15 protein-coding genes are annotated in these 18,462 nt (G+C 51.0%); 6 read left to right on the forward strand and 9 right to left on the reverse strand.

Features of this window, described 5'->3' with window-relative positions; translation table 11 throughout:
- Nucleotides 1–88 precede the first annotated feature (88 nt).
- Entirely contained in the window at nucleotides 89–1,525 is a 1,437-nt protein-coding gene (gene nrfA, locus NBA72_RS14295; RefSeq protein WP_042949327.1) for an ammonia-forming nitrite reductase cytochrome c552 subunit, read from the reverse strand.
- A gap of 431 nt (nucleotides 1,526–1,956) precedes the next feature.
- Here nrfA and acs point away from each other — a divergent pair, with 431 nt between their 5' ends.
- The 3 genes from acs to actP all read left to right on the forward strand — a co-directional run bounded on the left by acs (nucleotide 1,957) and on the right by actP (nucleotide 6,121).
- Nucleotides 1,957–3,915 (forward strand): acetate--CoA ligase, encoded by a 1,959-nt coding sequence (gene acs / locus NBA72_RS14300; protein WP_000083877.1) that lies wholly within the window; start codon nucleotides 1,957–1,959, stop codon nucleotides 3,913–3,915.
- A 245-nt stretch (nucleotides 3,916–4,160) separates the two neighbouring features.
- Nucleotides 4,161–4,475, forward strand: a complete 315-nt coding sequence (locus NBA72_RS14305) for a DUF485 domain-containing protein (protein WP_000999620.1) — start codon at nucleotides 4,161–4,163, stop codon at nucleotides 4,473–4,475.
- Entirely contained in the window at nucleotides 4,472–6,121 is a 1,650-nt protein-coding gene (actP, locus tag NBA72_RS14310; RefSeq protein ID WP_000832536.1) for a cation/acetate symporter ActP, read from the forward strand. The genes NBA72_RS14305 and actP overlap by 4 nt, the downstream gene beginning before the upstream one ends.
- Nucleotides 6,122–6,159: 38 nt before the next feature.
- Here the strand turns inward: actP and NBA72_RS14315 are convergent, their stop codons facing one another.
- Together NBA72_RS14315 and NBA72_RS14320 are read right to left on the reverse strand one after the other, a co-directional pair.
- Nucleotides 6,160–6,849, reverse strand: a complete 690-nt coding sequence (locus NBA72_RS14315) for an LrgB family protein (RefSeq protein WP_001067096.1) — start codon at nucleotides 6,847–6,849, stop codon at nucleotides 6,160–6,162.
- Nucleotides 6,842–7,252, reverse strand: a complete 411-nt coding sequence (locus tag NBA72_RS14320) for a CidA/LrgA family protein (protein ID WP_000257347.1) — start codon at nucleotides 7,250–7,252, stop codon at nucleotides 6,842–6,844. The genes NBA72_RS14315 and NBA72_RS14320 overlap by 8 nt, the downstream gene beginning before the upstream one ends.
- 103 nt (nucleotides 7,253–7,355) lie before the next feature.
- Between NBA72_RS14320 and NBA72_RS14325 the strand changes: the two genes are divergently transcribed.
- Nucleotides 7,356–8,243, forward strand: coding sequence for a LysR family transcriptional regulator (locus NBA72_RS14325; protein ID WP_000354962.1), 888 nt, complete (start codon nucleotides 7,356–7,358; stop codon nucleotides 8,241–8,243).
- Between the two features lie 94 nt (nucleotides 8,244–8,337).
- Here the strand turns inward: NBA72_RS14325 and NBA72_RS14330 are convergent, their stop codons facing one another.
- The 4 genes from NBA72_RS14330 to soxR form a co-directional block, all read right to left on the reverse strand.
- Entirely contained in the window at nucleotides 8,338–9,984 is a 1,647-nt protein-coding gene (locus NBA72_RS14330) for a Na+/H+ antiporter (RefSeq protein WP_000402189.1), read from the reverse strand.
- Between the two features lie 149 nt (nucleotides 9,985–10,133).
- Entirely contained in the window at nucleotides 10,134–11,483 is a 1,350-nt protein-coding gene (ghxP, locus tag NBA72_RS14335) for a guanine/hypoxanthine transporter GhxP (protein ID WP_000106907.1), read from the reverse strand.
- Nucleotides 11,484–11,829: 346 nt separating this feature from the next.
- The gene (locus tag NBA72_RS14340) at nucleotides 11,830–12,498 is read right to left on the reverse strand and encodes a glutathione S-transferase family protein (RefSeq protein ID WP_000958575.1); all 669 of its coding nucleotides are present in this window, start codon (nucleotides 12,496–12,498) and stop codon (nucleotides 11,830–11,832) included.
- 292 nt (nucleotides 12,499–12,790) lie between these two features.
- The gene (gene soxR, locus NBA72_RS14345; RefSeq protein ID WP_000412686.1) at nucleotides 12,791–13,249 is read right to left on the reverse strand and encodes a redox-sensitive transcriptional activator SoxR; all 459 of its coding nucleotides are present in this window, start codon (nucleotides 13,247–13,249) and stop codon (nucleotides 12,791–12,793) included.
- Nucleotides 13,250–13,335: 86 nt separating this feature from the next.
- Here soxR and soxS point away from each other — a divergent pair, with 86 nt between their 5' ends.
- Complete coding sequence (gene soxS, locus NBA72_RS14350) at nucleotides 13,336–13,659, forward strand: superoxide response transcriptional regulator SoxS (RefSeq protein ID WP_000019483.1); 324 nt, start codon at nucleotides 13,336–13,338, stop codon at nucleotides 13,657–13,659.
- Here the strand turns inward: soxS and NBA72_RS14355 are convergent.
- Nucleotides 13,647–15,248, reverse strand: a complete 1,602-nt coding sequence (locus tag NBA72_RS14355; protein ID WP_000083651.1) for an EAL domain-containing protein — start codon at nucleotides 15,246–15,248, stop codon at nucleotides 13,647–13,649. The genes soxS and NBA72_RS14355 overlap by 13 nt on opposite strands.
- Nucleotides 15,249–15,809: 561 nt before the next feature.
- Here NBA72_RS14355 and NBA72_RS14360 point away from each other — a divergent pair.
- The gene (locus NBA72_RS14360; RefSeq protein WP_000719058.1) at nucleotides 15,810–16,091 is read left to right on the forward strand and encodes a YjcB family protein; all 282 of its coding nucleotides are present in this window, start codon (nucleotides 15,810–15,812) and stop codon (nucleotides 16,089–16,091) included.
- A 278-nt stretch (nucleotides 16,092–16,369) separates the two neighbouring features.
- On the opposite strand, the gene siiF is transcribed toward NBA72_RS14360, so the two are convergent.
- A complete protein-coding gene (siiF, locus tag NBA72_RS14365; RefSeq protein WP_000358582.1) occupies nucleotides 16,370–18,436 on the reverse strand; it encodes an SPI-4 type I secretion system protein SiiF in 2,067 nt (688 codons plus the stop codon).
- Between the last annotated feature and the right edge of the window lie 26 nt (nucleotides 18,437–18,462).

Raw genomic sequence — 18,462 nt, forward strand, 5'->3', positions numbered from 1 at the left:
GATGGCGCGCAGCTTTAAGGCCTACAAGACTTCTGTAGGCCGGATAAAGCGCTTGCGCTGTCATCCGGCAAATTTGTCACATGTGAGGTTATTGGCTTAACAGACCGTTTTTACGCGCCTGATCTTCCCACTGCGGTACGACCGTTTTCAGGAAGTCCTGCTTCTCCGCGTTGATTTGTTGCATATTCAAACCAATCGCTTTCTGCGCCTTCTCTTTCGTCGAAATATCCGGCAGCGGAATTTCATGGGTAATGCCTTTGGTCGCCAGCAGTCGCGCCAGTTTAGTTCGGGCATCCGCGGCTTTATCCATCGCACTGCCTAACATCCGTAGACCTTCTTCCGGGGCATGCATATGAATACCGTGTGACGCAATCGCCAGATCCCAACGCCACTGCGCGTGGCGAATATCGTTCAGAATCGGTTTCATTTCCGCGTCTGTCGCCCCCGCATCCCATGCGGCTTTCGCTTCGAAGTGCGCATGTACCAGCTGATCTTCAACCTTGATTTTCAGGTCATGAATCGCCTGTTTACGCTCGGCGACCACTTTTTGCAGGGACGCTTTGTCCTGGGTGTGGCAGTTGGCGCAGGTTTGCGCGAAATTGTCGAACGGGTTGCCGATTTTATGGTCGGTGTAGAGCTTGCCTTCGGCGTTCTGTACTTTCGGCATGTGGCAGTCGATACAGGTCACGTTGTTCTTACCGTGAATGCCCGCGCTCCAGGTTTCATATTCCGGGTGCTGCGCTTTGAGCATCGGGGTTTTCGACAGAGAGTTAGTCCAGTCAGAGAAGGCGATAGTGTCGTAGTATTGCTCCATATTTTCGACCTTCATGCCCTCATCCCACGGGAACTTAACGGCTTTGTTTTTACCGTCAAAGTAGTACTCCACGTGGCACTGACCGCAGACCATTGATTGCTGATCAAAGCGACCGGCTTTCTCAAACGGTTTGCCGATAGCCTCCATCGCCCGTTCGGCATAGGGGCGCGACAACGTTAACGCTGGCTTCCCCTGGGCGAAATCGTCCGACGCGGTGTTATGACAGTCGGCACAGCCCAAATCGTTGACAATTTCCGGGCCGCCGCGCGCCCATTTGCCATGGAAGTAGCCGTCTTCGCCTTCTTGTTGGATAAGGCGCGCGACATCGGGGCTTTTACAACTCCAGCAGGCCATCGGCAGCGGGCCGTCTTCCGCCGTTTTTGGCGCGCCGGTACGCAGTGTTTCGCGCACGTCAGTTACCGCATACGCGTGGCCGCGTGGTTTGTTGTAATCACGGGAGAAGGGATAGCCCGCCCACAGGATCACCAGACGAGGGTCTTCCGCCAGCGCATCTTCACGGGCAGACTGTTCTGACGTCGCTTTCCATGACTGATATTGGTCGGGGTGTTGAGGCGCGAACATTTCATTTTTCGCTTCAACAGTAACGGTTTTTGCGGATTCAGGCGTTTGCTCAGCGTAAACAGAGGTAATGAAGAAAAAAGGAAATATAAGGCTGAAGAAACGGCGTGCGCGTAGTGTTTTCCTTGCCATAGAGGTCTCATCCAGATTGCGCCATTATCTTTAATGGCGATTTTTTATCGTTTTCCATAACAGCAACCGCACAAATACTGTTATTACATTGATCTCCTCTATGTGTAACAAATAACCACACTTAAAATGTTGTCTTTAATCAATTGTAAGTGTATGTAAAATACCACTTTAGAGTTAGTAACCTGGACAAAACTCCCTCTCTTTTCTGATTTCCGGACACGGATCACTTTTTTAAAAAATTTCATATAACGTCATGTTATCCCGAAAATTTATCTAATTTTGCGGGACACAATCAAAAAATAGATTGCTGCTTATTTGCACAGTTCCCTTTTTGCGTGATCTGTCGCCCAAATACTAAACAAAACTTATTAAGACCCTACATTTAACGTTTATGCGACATATTATTAACATCCTACAAGGAGAACAACAGCATGAGCCAAACACATAAACACGCCATTCCCGCCAACATTGCGGATCGTTGCCTGATAAATCCAGAGCAGTATGAGACTAAATATAAACAGTCTATTAACGACCCCGATACGTTTTGGGGCGAACAGGGAAAAATTCTCGATTGGATCACGCCGTACCAAAAAGTGAAAAACACCTCCTTTGCGCCAGGCAATGTGTCGATTAAATGGTACGAGGACGGCACGCTGAATCTGGCGGCGAACTGTCTTGACCGCCATTTGCAGGAAAATGGCGATCGCACCGCCATTATCTGGGAAGGCGATGACGCGTCGCAGAGTAAACATATCTCTTATCGCGAACTGCATCGCGATGTCTGCCGTTTCGCGAATACACTGCTGGATCTGGGCATTAAAAAAGGCGATGTGGTAGCGATTTATATGCCGATGGTGCCGGAAGCGGCGGTGGCAATGTTGGCCTGCGCCCGCATCGGCGCGGTGCATTCGGTGATCTTCGGGGGCTTCTCGCCGGAAGCCGTCGCCGGACGCATTATCGACTCCAGCTCGCGGCTGGTGATCACCGCTGACGAAGGTGTACGTGCCGGACGCAGTATCCCGCTGAAAAAGAATGTCGATGACGCGCTGAAAAACCCGAATGTCACTAGCGTTGAGCATGTGATCGTCCTGAAGCGCACCGGCAGCGACATTGACTGGCAAGAAGGCCGCGACCTGTGGTGGCGCGATTTGATTGAAAAAGCCAGCCCTGAGCACCAGCCTGAAGCGATGAATGCCGAAGATCCGCTGTTTATCCTTTATACCTCCGGCTCCACCGGCAAGCCGAAAGGCGTGCTGCACACCACCGGCGGTTATCTGGTCTACGCCGCGACCACCTTTAAGTATGTCTTTGATTATCACCCTGGCGATATTTACTGGTGTACCGCCGATGTGGGTTGGGTGACGGGGCACAGCTATCTGTTGTATGGCCCGCTGGCCTGCGGCGCGACCACCTTAATGTTTGAAGGCGTGCCGAATTGGCCAACGCCCGCTCGCATGTGCCAGGTGGTCGACAAACACCAGGTCAACATTCTCTATACCGCCCCGACGGCCATCCGCGCGCTGATGGCGGAAGGCGATAAAGCCATTGAAGGCACCGACCGTTCTTCACTACGCATTCTGGGTTCCGTCGGCGAGCCGATCAATCCCGAAGCGTGGGAATGGTACTGGAAGAAGATCGGCAAGGAAAAATGTCCGGTCGTCGACACCTGGTGGCAGACTGAAACAGGCGGTTTTATGATCACTCCGCTACCGGGCGCTATCGAACTGAAAGCCGGTTCCGCCACCCGTCCTTTCTTTGGCGTACAGCCTGCGCTGGTGGATAACGAAGGCCATCCGCAAGAAGGCGCGACGGAAGGCAATCTGGTCATCACCGATTCCTGGCCGGGCCAGGCGCGTACTCTGTTCGGCGATCATGAACGTTTTGAGCAGACCTATTTCTCTACCTTTAAGAATATGTATTTCAGCGGCGACGGCGCGCGTCGCGATGAAGACGGCTATTACTGGATCACCGGTCGCGTGGATGACGTGTTAAACGTCTCCGGCCACCGTCTGGGTACGGCGGAAATCGAGTCAGCGCTGGTGGCGCATCCGAAGATCGCCGAAGCGGCGGTGGTGGGTATTCCGCACGCTATCAAAGGCCAGGCGATTTACGCTTATGTGACGCTCAACCACGGCGAGGAGCCGTCGCCAGAACTGTACGCGGAGGTGCGCAACTGGGTACGTAAAGAGATTGGCCCACTGGCGACGCCGGACGTGCTGCACTGGACCGACTCACTGCCAAAAACCCGTTCCGGCAAAATTATGCGCCGCATTTTGCGCAAAATCGCGGCGGGCGATACCAGCAATCTGGGCGATACCTCGACTCTCGCCGATCCTGGCGTGGTGGAGAAACTGCTCGAAGAGAAGCAGGCCATCGCGATGCCGTCATAACCATAAATGCCGGATGGCAACGCGAACGCGTTTTATCCGGCCTACGACCCTACCCCTGCCCTCTCTCAAACCGGGAGAGGGAAATATAAAAAACCCTCCCCCAAAGGATTTCGTGTTACAGGAAGGCGGCAAGCGAGCACACCCTCAGCAGCATAGTTCAAGTTCACTATGTGGCTGGGGCGCGCGAGTGCGGCCAACGCGCCTGTAGCGCGAAAGACGCAGGGGGACCTCTGGAGAGCTCTGTGATGAATGACCAAATTTATCAGCGGATAGAAGACAGTGCGCGTTTCAGGGAATTAGTTGAAAAACGGCAACGGTTTGCCACGATTCTGTCGGTTATCATGCTGGCGGTTTATATCAGCTTTATTTTACTGATCGCCTTCGCGCCTGGCTGGCTGGGCACGCCTCTACATGCGGGAACCAGCGTCACCCGAGGAATTCCCATTGGCGTCGGGGTGATTGTGATTTCTTTTGTGTTAACCGGAATTTATATCTGGCGGGCGAACGGCGAATTCGATCGTCTTAATAACGCCGTACTGCATGAGGTGAAAGCATTATGAAGAGAGTTCTGACGGCGCTCGCCGCCGCACTCCCCTTCGCCGCTCATGCGGCGGATGCCATTAGCGGCGCGGTTGAACGCCAGCCCACCAACTGGCAGGCGATTATCATGTTTTTGATTTTCGTCGTGTTTACGCTCGGTATTACCTACTGGGCCTCTAAACGCGTACGTTCCCGTAGCGACTACTACACCGCAGGCGGCAATATCACCGGGTTCCAGAACGGCCTGGCGATTGCCGGCGACTATATGTCCGCCGCGTCATTTCTCGGCATTTCCGCGCTGGTGTTTACCTCCGGTTATGACGGGCTGATCTATTCGCTGGGCTTCCTTGTCGGCTGGCCAATCATCCTGTTTTTGATTGCCGAGCGCCTGCGTAATCTGGGACGTTATACTTTTGCTGACGTTGCCTCTTATCGCCTGAAACAGGGGCCAATCCGTATTCTTTCGGCCTGTGGCTCCCTGGTAGTGGTGGCGCTTTATCTCATCGCCCAAATGGTCGGCGCCGGTAAACTGATTGAACTGCTGTTCGGCCTCAACTATCACATCGCCGTAGTGCTGGTCGGCGTGCTGATGATGATGTACGTGCTGTTCGGCGGGATGCTGGCGACAACGTGGGTGCAAATTATCAAAGCCGTCCTGTTGCTGTTTGGCGCCAGTTTTATGGCCTTTATGGTGATGAAACACGTCGGCTTTAGCTTCAATAATCTGTTTACCGAAGCGATGGCGGTACACCCGAAAGGCACAGCGATTATGAGCCCAGGAGGGTTGGTGCAAGATCCGATTTCGGCGTTGTCGTTGGGTCTGGGACTGATGTTCGGCACCGCCGGCTTGCCGCATATTCTGATGCGTTTCTTTACGGTCAGCGATGCCCGCGAAGCGCGCAAGAGCGTGTTCTACGCCACCGGTTTTATGGGCTATTTCTACATTCTGACCTTTATTATCGGCTTCGGCGCTATCATGCTGGTGGGGGCGAATCCCGCCTATAAAGATGCGGCGGGCGCGCTGATTGGCGGCAATAACATGGCGGCGGTGCATCTGGCCAACGCGGTAGGCGGTAACCTGTTCCTCGGCTTTATTTCGGCAGTGGCGTTTGCCACCATTCTGGCGGTGGTCGCCGGTCTGACGCTGGCGGGCGCATCGGCGGTGTCGCATGATTTGTACGCTAACGTGTTCCGCAAAGGCGCAACCGAACGTGAAGAGCTGAAGGTGTCGAAAATCACCGTCCTGGTGCTGGGCGTGATCGCCATTATCCTCGGCGTCCTGTTTGAAAATCAGAACATCGCCTTTATGGTGGGCCTGGCGTTTGCTATCGCCGCGAGCTGCAACTTCCCCATCATTCTGCTTTCCATGTACTGGTCAAAACTGACCACGCGCGGCGCTATGCTGGGCGGCTGGTTAGGTTTACTGACAGCGGTGGTGCTGATGATTCTTGGCCCTACCATTTGGGTGCAGATCCTCGGTCACGAAAAAGCGATCTTCCCGTATGAGTATCCGGCGCTGTTCTCTATCAGCGTGGCGTTCCTGGGGATCTGGTTTTTCTCGGCCACCGATAACTCGGCAGAAGGCAACCGTGAACGTGAGCAGTTCCGCGCTCAGTTTATCCGCTCCCAAACGGGATTCGGCGTACAACAAGGGCGTGCGCATTAATCTTACCGTTTCCTCCGGCCCCGTGGGTCGGAGGAAAATCAGAACATCACCCTCGCCACCAGCGGGGCAGCCAGTACCATCACCACGCCGGACAGCATCATTACCAGACTGGCGACGACGCCCTCCTGCTGACCAAGTTCATAGGAACGCGCCGTGCCCGCCCCATGTGACGCCGCGCCGAATCCTGCCCCTTTTGCCATGCCTTCCCGGATAGAGAGACGCAAAAATAGCGCGTCGCCGACCGCCATGCCAAACACGCCAGTGACGACCACGAACAGCGCCACCAGATCCGGCTGCCCGCCCAGGGGTTCTGCCGCCGCCAGCGCAAACGGCGTAGTAACGGAACGTACCGCCAGACTACGCTGAATCTCATCCGATAACGTGAACAAACGCGCCAGCCAAACGGAACTGGTGACCGCCACCACCGTCGCCGTCACTACGCCCGCGGTGAGCGACATCCAGTGACGTTTGATAATCGCGAGGTTATCGTACACCGGCACCGCAAAGGCAATGGTCGCCGGGCCGAGCAGCCACAATAGCCAGTGCGATTCACCAATGTAGTTTTGCCAGGAGATATGACCGAACACCAGCATTAACACCAGCAGTGCCGGCGTCAGCACTAATGGCATCAACGGCAATTTGCGAAAACGGCGATACAGGCGCTTATTGGCGAAATAAATTCCCAGCGTAATCACCAGGCACAGTACGCTTAACTGAACGTTATTCACGGTTTAGCCTACTCATCTCATAGCGATACACTTTATCCACCACCCACGCCGTCGCGCCGAGTACCATTAAGGTACTGATCGCTATCACCGAGAAAATGCGCCAGCCGTCCACCAGTAACAGATGGGCATAGTTCACTACCGCCACGACGGCGGGAACAAAGAATAACAGCATCTCCGCCAGCAGCCAGCGTGCGCCTGCGCGTACCCAGCTAAGCGGAATAATCCGGCAAACGATCAGCGCCAACATAAGCACCATGCCGACCAGATTCGCGGGCAACGGCAGGTGCAGCCAGGAGACAAGATATTGGGAAAAAATGAATAAACCTGCATAGAGCAGTACCTGAACCGGTACCTGGAGTCGTTGCACAACGGCAGGCGTAACGCGGCTTATCGCCACAGCCATGAGGGAATGTCCTGAAAAATAATACGGAGCGCCAGTATAGAGAACCTCCGTCACGGGCAGAAATGAATTAAAATCATTGCAGGCATAGTCGGAAGGAATAATCATGGATATCAGAACGCTGCGTTATTTTGTCGAGGTGGTGCGCCAGCAAAGTTTCACCCGCGCAGCGGAGAAGTTATTTGTCACCCAGCCCACCATTAGCAAGATGCTGAAAAATCTTGAAGATGAGCTTAACTGTACGCTACTGATCCGCGACGGACGTAAGTTATTGCTGACCGATACCGGACGCGTGGTGTTTGAACGCGGTCTGGCGATCCTCGCTGAGTTTCGCCAGTTAGAGGCTGAGTTGAGCGATATTAACCATCTCAATAAGGGCGTGCTGCGGCTGGGTATTCCCCCGATGGTCGGCATGTTGATGGCCGGGCCAATCAGTTTGTTTCGACAACGCTACCCTGGCGTTGAACTCAAAATTTCGGAGTTTGGCGGCCTGACGGTACAGCAGGCGGTAATGAATGGTGAGCTGGATGTTGCGATGACCGCGCTCCCGGTGGAAGAAGCGAGCGGGCTGACGACGTTATCGCTGTTCAGTCATCCGCTGTGCGTGCTGGTTCCCCGTTCCGGTCAGTGGACAACCTGCGACTCCATCGCGCCTGAAGCTCTGGCGGAGCATCCTCTTCTTATCTATAACGAAGACTTTGCCCTGAGCCGCCAGTTGATGACCTTATTTAGCCAGCATGACGTAAAACCACGGATTGCCGTGCGCAGCGGGCAATGGGATTTTCTCGCCGCCATGGTGCAAGCGGGCGTCGGTATCGCCATTTTGCCGGAGCCAATTTGTCAGCGTCTGGATAAGGCCACGCTGCGCTGGCTACCGCTGGAAAGCGATCTCCGCTGGCAGTTAGGCATGATTTGGCGAGAGGGCGTGTATCTGTCGCACAGCGCCCGGGCATGGTTAACCTGTTGCGAAGGGTTTTGGCTGAAACAACCGTAAACCATGGGTTAAAACCCTTGCCGGATGGCGGCGCAAGCACCTTATCCGGCCTACTTGTAGGCCCGGTAAGCATGGCGCCACCGGGCCACAAGGACTACTGATTTTCTATCAGTAGCGCTTCCATCAAATCCAGGTCGTGCAGCAGCTTTTGCAATGTTTCATTGCTGATTTCTCGTGTGGCGCGCAGATGATACAACTCGGCGCGTTCGGAACGCAGCGCCGCCAGACGGAAACGTCGCTCCAGGTTTTCTTCCTGTATGGAGCTTTCGACATCGTTTCGCCCATCGGCACGGCGACGCAAGTTACCAATGACACGTGAGCTTACTTCAGTAAGCAACTGATTATCGATGTTTTCTTCGGTATCCGCCGCCAGACGCTCTTCCATTTTCTGAATGGCGACAATCGCCACTTCCGCCGTCGCCGCGCGGGCGATACGCTCCTCTTTCAACTGTTGCGCATGATCGGCGACTTCCAGATGTTGCAACAGCAGCGGCAGCATGATCACGCCGACAAATAACGAGAACAGAATGACGCCAGCCGCCAGGAATACCAGTTCATAACGCGCCGGAAATCCGCTGCCATCCGGCAAAAGTAACGGTATAGAGAGCACACCAGCCAGGGTGATCGCCCCACGAACGCCAGCGAAGGAAGCAATCAGAATTTCACGCGACGTCCAGCTGGCGAACTCCATCGGTTTCTTCTTCAAAAAGCGCAGGCTGAACTTTTTCATGGTCCACAGCCAGCCGAAGCGAACCAGCATCAATGCTGCATAAATCAGCACGATATCGGTAAAGAGCATCCAGGTTTCGACATTCGGGTCAGCTTCCGCCGCCGCCAGCGAAGATTCCAGAATACCCGGCAATTGCAGTCCCAACAGCAGAAAGACCATACCGTTAAAGACAAATTCCAGCATCGCCCAGGTACTGTTCGCGCGCAAACGCATTGCCAGCGGCGCGCGGCGCATTACGCCAGAACGGGTGATGGTCATCCCGGCGGCAACCGCGGCCAGGATGCCTGAGACGCCAATATGTTCGGCAATCAGGTAAGACGCGAAGGGCAGCAGAAACAACAGGACGATCTGCGTCGCGGGTTCATCGCCGCCCCAGCGGCTCAAAAAACGCAGCGAGCGGCCATACAGCCAACTGACCACAAAACCCGCCAGAATACCGCCTATAGCGACCTTAAAAAATTCCAGCGTCGCGCCGCCGACGGTAAAGACCATCGTCCCCATCGCCACCGCGACGGCGAATTTCAGCGATACCAGACCGGAGGCGTCGTTCATTAACGCCTCTCCCTGCAGAATGCCCATGATTTTTTTCGGGATACGCCCCTCGCCCACAATTCCGGAGAGCGCTACCGCATCGGTCGGCGACAGCACGGCGGCCAGCGCAAAGGCGGGGATCAGCGGAATGCCGGGCACCAGCCAATAAATCAGGAAGCCGATTCCCACGACCGTTACCAGGACCAGCGCCAGCGCCAGCCCGAAAATCTCTCGTCCATGCTCAAGAAATTCACGGGTCGGCGTTTTCCAGCCATCCGCAAACAGCAGCGGCGGAATAAACAGCACCAGGAAGAGTTCCGGGTCGAATTCCACATGCAAACCAAACGTCGGCCACGCCAACAGCGCGCCAATGGCGATCTGCATAAGGGGTAAAGGAAGCTGGAAGGGTAATACACGCGTAAATACCCCCGACAGCGAGACCACAAGGGTCATGATGAGTATTGTGAAGAAAATTTCCATGCGTTCCCTGTTTGCGATGTTTTTTATGATGGAGAAAGGCATCATGCCTCGGTTTCACCTTCTTCAGATTAACGCAAAAGGTAACGTGATGTGTCCTGAAAATGAAAACGGGCGACCAACGCCGCCCGTTTTTCAGAATGAAGGCAGAACTAGATAGCCCAACCGCCGGCATAAAAAGCGACCAGCGCGACCGCAATGACGACAGTTCCGATATTCAGCTTACGCCATTCGCCGGAAACCAGACGCCCGACGACCAGCGTGGCAAAGCCGATCATAATCCCGGTGACAATGTTACAGGTCAGTACAATAAATACAGCCGTTACCAGCCCCGCCATCGCATCGACGAAATCAGCAAAATCGATTTTCGCCACGTTACTCAGCATCAGCAGACCGACATACATGAGCGCCGGGGCGGTTGCGTAGACGGGAACGAGATAAGAGAGCGGCGAAAGAAACAGGATCAGCAAAAACAGCACGCCCACGGTAATCGCCGTCAGGCCCGTTTTACCACCCGCCGCCGTACCGGCCGCAGACTCGATATACACCGCGGCTGGCGCCGCCCCGACCAGGCCGGAGAAAACGCTACTCAAGGAGTCGGTGGTTAGCGCTTTACCGCCATCGATAATTTGTCCATCTTTGTCCAGCAGATTAGCCTGCCCTGCGACCGCACGGATCGTTCCGGTCGCATCAAACACCGCCGTCATCACCAGCGCCAGTACGCTTGGCAGAACGACAGGGTTTAACGCGCCCATAATATCCAGGCTGCCGATCAGTGAGTTGCCGTTTTCATCGCTCAACGAAGGCATGGCGAAAATGCCGGAAAAATGGACGTTAGGATCGAAGAGCAAACCCACAATAGAAATGCCAATAATGGTCAACAGAATGCCGCCGGGGACTTTCAGCTTTTCCAGACCGAGAATAACAGCCAGCCCTACAAGCGACATAATCACCGGGAAGGTGTCGAAATCGCCCAGCGCGACCGGCAGGCCATCCAACGGGTTTTTAATGACCAGGCCGACGCCGTTGGCGGCAATCAGCAACAAAAACAGGCCAATACCGATACCGGTTCCGTGGGCCACGCCCTGTGGCAAGTTACGCAAAATCCAGCTACGAATGCCGGTGGCGGAGATAACGGTAAACAGTACGCCCATCAGGAATACGGCGCCAAGCGCGACCGGGACGCTAATATGCTGCCCCAGGACCAGGCTAAACGCGGTAAACGCCGTCAACGAGATAGCGCAACCGATAGCCAGCGGCAGATTCGCCCAAAGCCCCATAACGATAGAGCCGACGCCTGCGACCAGGCAGGTCGCTACAAAGACGGCAGCAGGCGGGAACCCGGCTTTACCCAGCATCCCTGGCACCACGATGACGGAGTAAACCATCGCAAGAAACGTGGTTAAGCCAGCAACGACTTCCTGGCGAACGGTGCTCCCGCGTTGTGAAATTTTAAACCAGGCGTCGAGTGAACCGCCGGTACGCGCTGAAGGCGTAGACATAGAAAACATCCCCTGAGAATTTATTATTCGTCGGTATACGTGGGAGGTAATCCACTAACAGCGCAACGTTATCTCCTTGTGCTACATTTACGACAACCGGGGCGCCGCAAAAAAGCAAACGTTTAGCTCCACGTATACAAAACGGGTGGCAAAAAAAAGCAAACGATTATCCAGCGATCATAAACGCTTTTTCAACTGAACTTTGCCGCTTTTTATGCTTTTCTGCTTAGTATGCTCAATAAATCGCCAGACGATGCGCAAACGTTATCGTCCCTGCGCAATCCAGCAACAATTTTTCGCATCGCTGTTAGCAAATACGTTGCGCAATCTGCTCACAAAAACACCGTTATCCGCCGGGAATGGTAAACGGACCGCCCTGCTGAATCGCTCGCTGCCAGGCTGGACGCATTTCTACCCGCGCTTTCCATGCGTTGATATGGTCGAGATGAGCGATCCCGCCTCGGGCAAGCAGCGCAAATAGCGGGAAGCTCATCTGGATATCCGCCATACTTAACTGCTCTCCGGCAAACCAGGGGTGATTTGCCAGATGCCCGTCAATAAAGCGCGCATGGGTTTCCAGTTGCGGATTAAGGTACGCTTTTTGCGCGCCCTTACCGATAACGCCGCCCAACGTTCGCAGGCCCAATGGTACCGGCGGTTTACCCAGAGAGGTAAAGAGCAATCTCATCAATAGCAAGGGCATGAGCGAACCTTCAGCGTAATGTAGCCAGAATCGATAGTGTTGTTTCCCCTGCGCATCCGCAGGTTTAAAGCGTCCGATACTGTCGTAAGTGTCCTGCAAATATTCCAGGATGGCGCCCGATTCCGCAATAACCATACCGTGATCTTCGATAACCGGAGACTTGCCCAGCGGATGCACTTTTTTCAATGCCGGCGGCGCCAGCATGGTCTTTTCACGCTGGTAACGCACAATCTGGTAAGGCAACGCCAGCTCTTCCAGCGCCCAGAGGATGCGCTGCGAACGAGACTGATTTAAATGGTGCACCGTCAGCATGGCTGTCTCCTGTAAGGTATGCCAACTAACTATAGAAAATTATGGCAGTTGCCGTAAAAATTTCGGCTAAAAAATCAGCATTTCGCTGGCGAACAGGGCGTCGTCGCTTACACTTACAGTATCAACACAAACCGGAACCTCCACCACGTGCTCGATATGAGGGGTGTTGACGTCGGGGGAAACCCTCCTGTAATCAGCGGGATAGAGCGAAAGACAAAGACCGGAAACAAACTAAAGCGCCCTTAGCGGCGCTTTAGTTTTAGGTGAACTCAGCCCGATGGCCGAGTGCATGTTAATCATCTTCAAGCAGCCGGGCGCCCGTCCCGTGTTCGCCAAGCCTGTCGCCTGGATTTCGCAGCGGACAGTCGCTACGCGATAAACAGCCGCAGCCGATACAACCGTCCAGCTCATCGCGCAACGCCACCAGCGTATGAATACGTCGGTCTAACTCTTCGCGCCACTGCGAGGAGAGCTGCTTCCACTCTTTCGCGCTTAACGTATGTCCTTCCGGCAAGATACCAAACGCGTCGCCGATAGTTGCCAGCGGGATGCCGATACGCTGGGCGATCTTGATAATCGCGACATAACGCAACACGTCACGCTTGTATCGCCGTTGGTTACCGCTATTACGGATACTGGTAATTAGCCCTTTGCTTTCATAGAAGTGCAGGGCGGACACAGCAACACCGCTACGTTTCGCAACTTCCCCCGGCGTCAGTAAGGCTTTTAAACGGGGAGATTTTTTTTCCATAAATCGCTTTACCTCAAGTTAACTTGAGGAATTATACTCGCCCGCAGACAAAACGACGAATCGAATACTGTTTAAGAGGCAACAATATGTCGCATCAGCAGATAATTCAGACCCTTATCGAATGGATTGATGAACATATCGACCAACCGCTAAACATTGATGTGGTGGCAAAAAAATCGGGCTACTCCAAGTGGTATTTGCAGCGGATGTTTCGTACGGTAACGCATCAAACATTAGGCGAGTATATTCGCCAGCGCCGTCTCCTGTTGGCGGCCGTTGAGCTACGAACGACCGAGCGCCCGATTTTTGATATCGCGATGGACCTGGGCTATGTATCGCAGCAAACCTTCTCGCGTGTATTTCGCCGCGAGTTCGATCGCACTCCCAGCGATTACCGTCACCGCCTGTAGGGCGTCTGCCCGCGTATCGTCAGAGGCGCGGGCGTTTGTTGTAACCAGGCGATGAATTCCTGCGGTGGCAACGCCTTCGCAAAGTGCCATCCCTGACAATACTGCACGCCGCGTTTTAGCAACCAGCTAACCTGTTCAGCCGTTTCAACCCCCTCAGCAATGATTTTTAGCCGCAAACTTTGCGCCATTTCAATAATATGTTCCACAATCAAATGGCTGGCGCTATTAGTGGTTAGCGTGTCGACAAAAGATTTATCAATTTTTAAAAGGTCGACATTTAATGAGTACAGGTTATGCAAGTTCGAATAGCCGGTACCAAAGTCATCAATTGCCACCTCGTATCCCGCCTGGCGAAACGCCTGAATAATCGGCGTCATTTTAGGCACATCAATAAATCCGCGCTCAGTCACTTCAACCTTTATCTGTTGCGCAAGCACTGAATGCTGACGCGTTTTTTCATGAATCATCACAATTAGTCGGGAAGAGAGAAAATCGGCGGCAGAGAGATTGATAGAGACATAAAGATGCGGGTGCGCGGCCAGAAAACCACCTAAATCATTAAATACCTCTTCGACGACATAATCGGTGATCTGCTCAATCATCCCCTCTTTTTCCGCCAGCGGAATAAATTCGCACGGGCTCATCACCGGACCGTGATAGCCCGGCCAACGCAATAGCGCTTCGGCACCTACACATGTCCCATTTCGGATATCAATGATCGGCTGATAATGAAGGCAAAGCTGGTGCCTGGTAATGGCCCGTTGCAGCAATCGACGCGGTGAGTAATATGCCTGCCGGGATCGTGACCACATAAATAAGACGATAATGCTACAGATGATCCCTAACGGTAGCGTTAACGTAAGCTGATGAAAGAGGTTCTGGTAAAAGCGTTGCTTTGAGGTTGACACAATCGCGGCAACCGGTCGTTTTGCTGATTTAACCAGAGTATAAAAACGCTCACCCTGTTGGAACACAGGTTCACTCCGTCGTACCAAAGGTAATAGCTGATCAGCCTGCGCCTGTTCACTCAGGGAGAAAAAGGTGTTGGTCACCGTATCATACATTCCCCAGGCCAACGCCGGATCGTCTGACATCACCTCGCTATAAGATAAGGGATTGATAACCGCGACATAGTTTCCCCGCTGCATATATGTCATTTTATAACCGTTGAAAAAAGGCGTATCACGATAGTAATAAATAGCGATGTCAGGCTTTCGTTTATAGTCAGCGCGGGGAATAAAATAAGGACTTGTTGGCGTCATAACCGTAGAGCATAGAAAACGCTGGCCCTTAGCATAAATCAACTCATTAATGTACAAACGACCGCGGATAATATTCAGCATTCGCTGTTGATGGGCTGGCGTACAGGCTTGCCCCTGATATTGTTCAGCGGCATCGCGGGCTAAATCCGCTTGCAGGATAACCCGCTCCGTTTTATCTAATACCAACTGCGCAAATGAATGTAACTGATTTCTGGTTTCAGAGACTGCCCGGATATGAGCAAACCAGATCGCCAGCAATACAGGAAGTAACACCACAATGATCGTTCCGAGAAATCTCAACACCTTGCGTCGTGTGCTTTGACTCATTTTCAGCCTATTTCCCTGCATTATTTGTGACTATTGTTGGCAAAATAAGACGTGAACCAAACGGAGGTTTACGGTGCATGAATTTATCAATATTAGCAACAGACTTTTACCGATCAACATTTATCATTAATAACTACGCGCAATCTCTTTCGCATACCAGGCAGGACGCTAAATATTTTTGATAATATCAGATTTATACCTAAGTAAACGATGGGGTATACATCTTTACTCCTTTCTTTTGATAAATAACTTGATATTTTTATCAGGTCTGAATTTCACGAAAAAAATAAAAGAGTAGTAATAATACATCTTTGCTTTCCGGCAGTTTCTCTACGGACGCGTAGAAGTCACACAAAAAATACGGTTATAAAACGCACAAAAAATACATTGCCGATCTGGCGAACAAGCTGGCTTTTGTGATACAGTTCACAAAAACAATGAAATAGAAACAATGTTTCATTCGATGTTGATGTGACGTCCGTTGATAGCCAGAATGTCCCACGTTTCCCGGGAACAACGCCGTGCTGTCCTGGACAAAGGTCTATTCAGAGGAAATGTTTCATGGCTGCCATAACCACTGGTGTCGTTCTTCTCCGCTGGCAACTGCTGAGCGCCGTGCTCATGTTTTTAGCCAGCACGCTCAATATCCGTTTCCGTAAATCAGATTATATTGGTCTGGCGGTGATCAGTAGCGGTCTGGGCGTGGTATCCGCCTGCTGGTTTGCCACCGGCTTACTCGGTATTACCATGATGGATCTCGCTGCGATCTGGCATAACATTGAAGCCGTGATGGTCGAAACGATGAGCCAGACCCCGCCAGAATGGCCGATGGTGCTGACCTGATAGGCTATCGCTGCCGCTGAAGCCGCCCACCGGTTATCTCAACGCGGAATCGCGCGCCAAGGGTAGCCTTGCGAACCATCACGTCCCTCGCATTGCCGTTGATGAGGGCCGCCAGGTGTGGTTATCCCAAAATGGCAAGTGGAATAGCCCTAACAGAATCGAGCTAAACTTATTGAAGACGTTGCCGACTCGTTAAATGACAAAAAAAGACCCGTTTGTGCAACGGGTCTTTTTTATTAAGCAGTACCGCCTGATAACAGCGACAAGCGCTGCTTATTTTACATTAATAATTTATCCGGAGAACAATCACGGATTATTTTTCCACCTTTCATTACCAGGACCCGGTCAAAATACTTTATCAGGTATCGACGATGCGTCACCATGATCAACGTTTTCCCATGAATAAACTCATCTAAGTTATCAAAAATTTGCTTCTCGGTATTCTCATCCAGATTTGATGTTGGTTCATCCCATAAAAAGACGCTGGCGTTACTGCTCAGACTACGTGCTAATAATAACTGCTGCTGCTGTCCGGATGACAGGTTTTTAGCCATAAAATTCACCGGAAACTTCAGCCCCATAGGATGTTGCAAGATAAAACCACAGTTCGCCAGATGAAGCGCCTTGAGTACCCGGCCCCTGTCGTTTTGCGGTTTTAACGCGAAATTACTTTCAATGGTTCCGGTGAATAAAACATCATGTGTCGTCACCACGCTTAAATGCTGAGAAAAAAAGTTCTGCGATAAATGTCCTAAGTTATATCCATCATATAAGATGGCACCGTCTGTTGGCGAAAGGTAGCCAGATAGCATTCCCAGTAATGAGCTTTTTCCTGCTCCGCATTCGCCTACCACCGCGACACGTTGCCCCGCAGGTATGTCTATAGACAGTCGGTTAATAATCATCGGAGATTGAGCATCATACTGATAACTCACGCCCCGGATAGAGATATCGCCATTGCACTTTGATATTGACTGTAATGCCGGTGTTTTTTCTGCCTGATCTTCATCAAAAAAAGAAAGCAGATCCTTACCGGTTTTTTCTGCTGATAAAATAGAGATTAATGTAGAAGAAAAATTCGAAATGATCCCGGAAATACGACCAGAGACAATGACAGATGAAACAATTGCGCCAGTAGTAACATCACCCTTGATTACCATAAAAAAGGCTATTACCATAATAGTTATTTGGGTAATAGATGACATACTCCCCAATATAGATTGATAGATAAGATTTAATTTCCTTATCTTCAGGTTAAGATACGACTGTTCATTTGATGTATTAACCCAATCAAAAAGTAAACCTTGATTATTTAAGGTATGGATCATTTTAATAGATAAGAAAACTTCTGAGATAAAAATATTCCTGTTCTTCTGTCCTTCTTTTTGTTTGTTCATTAACTCATTAGTATAATGGTGGTTAACGAGGGAAATAATAATAGAGACGATAAACATGGTAACAGGTACAATAACGACCAGACCTAAATTTACATATATAACAATGAGAAATATAATAAATATTGGAATATCGGCTATACGTTGAAAGATCGAGTTTAATAAAACGGGTTTAATTTTCTGAAACTCATTCCATAGCACAAATGCTGATGACATGGATCTGCCATTTTTCTTTTTACTATACAGGACCGCTTCAAGAAATGCGATATCAATATCGACGTCATCCTGCCTTGCTGTGATAGACTGATAAATATCTTTCGAAGTACGAAGGATAAACTCAAAAACAATAAATACAGCAACAATTATAGCCACGCCAAATAAAGATGAAACCGAAGCACTTGGAACAAGCTTATCATAGAACAGATTACTAAATACTGGGATAGTTAACGCAAAAATTGCCATAAAAAGAGATGAAAAGAAGTATTTAGTATAAAAAATCTTGTTCATCGATAAAGAGTTTTTTATGATATTTTTTACTCTTATACTATCAACAACTTTATTTAAAGGTAGTATACTAAATGCAGATAACTCTTTTAAATATTCTTCTTCAATTTCAACATAACAGAGTTCACCACGCGCGTTTACCAACTTTATTTTTTGCCCGCCACTCACACACACCATCCACTTCATTTCTGGTGTTAATAGTAAAATCGGCATAGGCTCATTTAGTAAATCCTCACCATTATTAAATAATATATCCTGTAGAGAAAGCCCTAACGACAAAAAGAAATTCTTCATTTGTATAGAGTCGTCAGTGTTATTTCTGTCGTACTTTTTAAATCTTAAATTTATATCATCCTCTTTGATGTCAATTTTTATGTTGAATTTTTTAGACACTATAGATAATGCCGTTTCCGCACTTAAATAATAAGGTTCTAGTTTTTTATCCATAAGTAAACCCCCTCACCCAAAGGTGA

This window comes from Salmonella sp. NW1250 (assembly GCF_051812965.1).
GTDB classification, from domain to species: Bacteria; Pseudomonadota; Gammaproteobacteria; order Enterobacterales; family Enterobacteriaceae; genus Salmonella; species Salmonella enterica.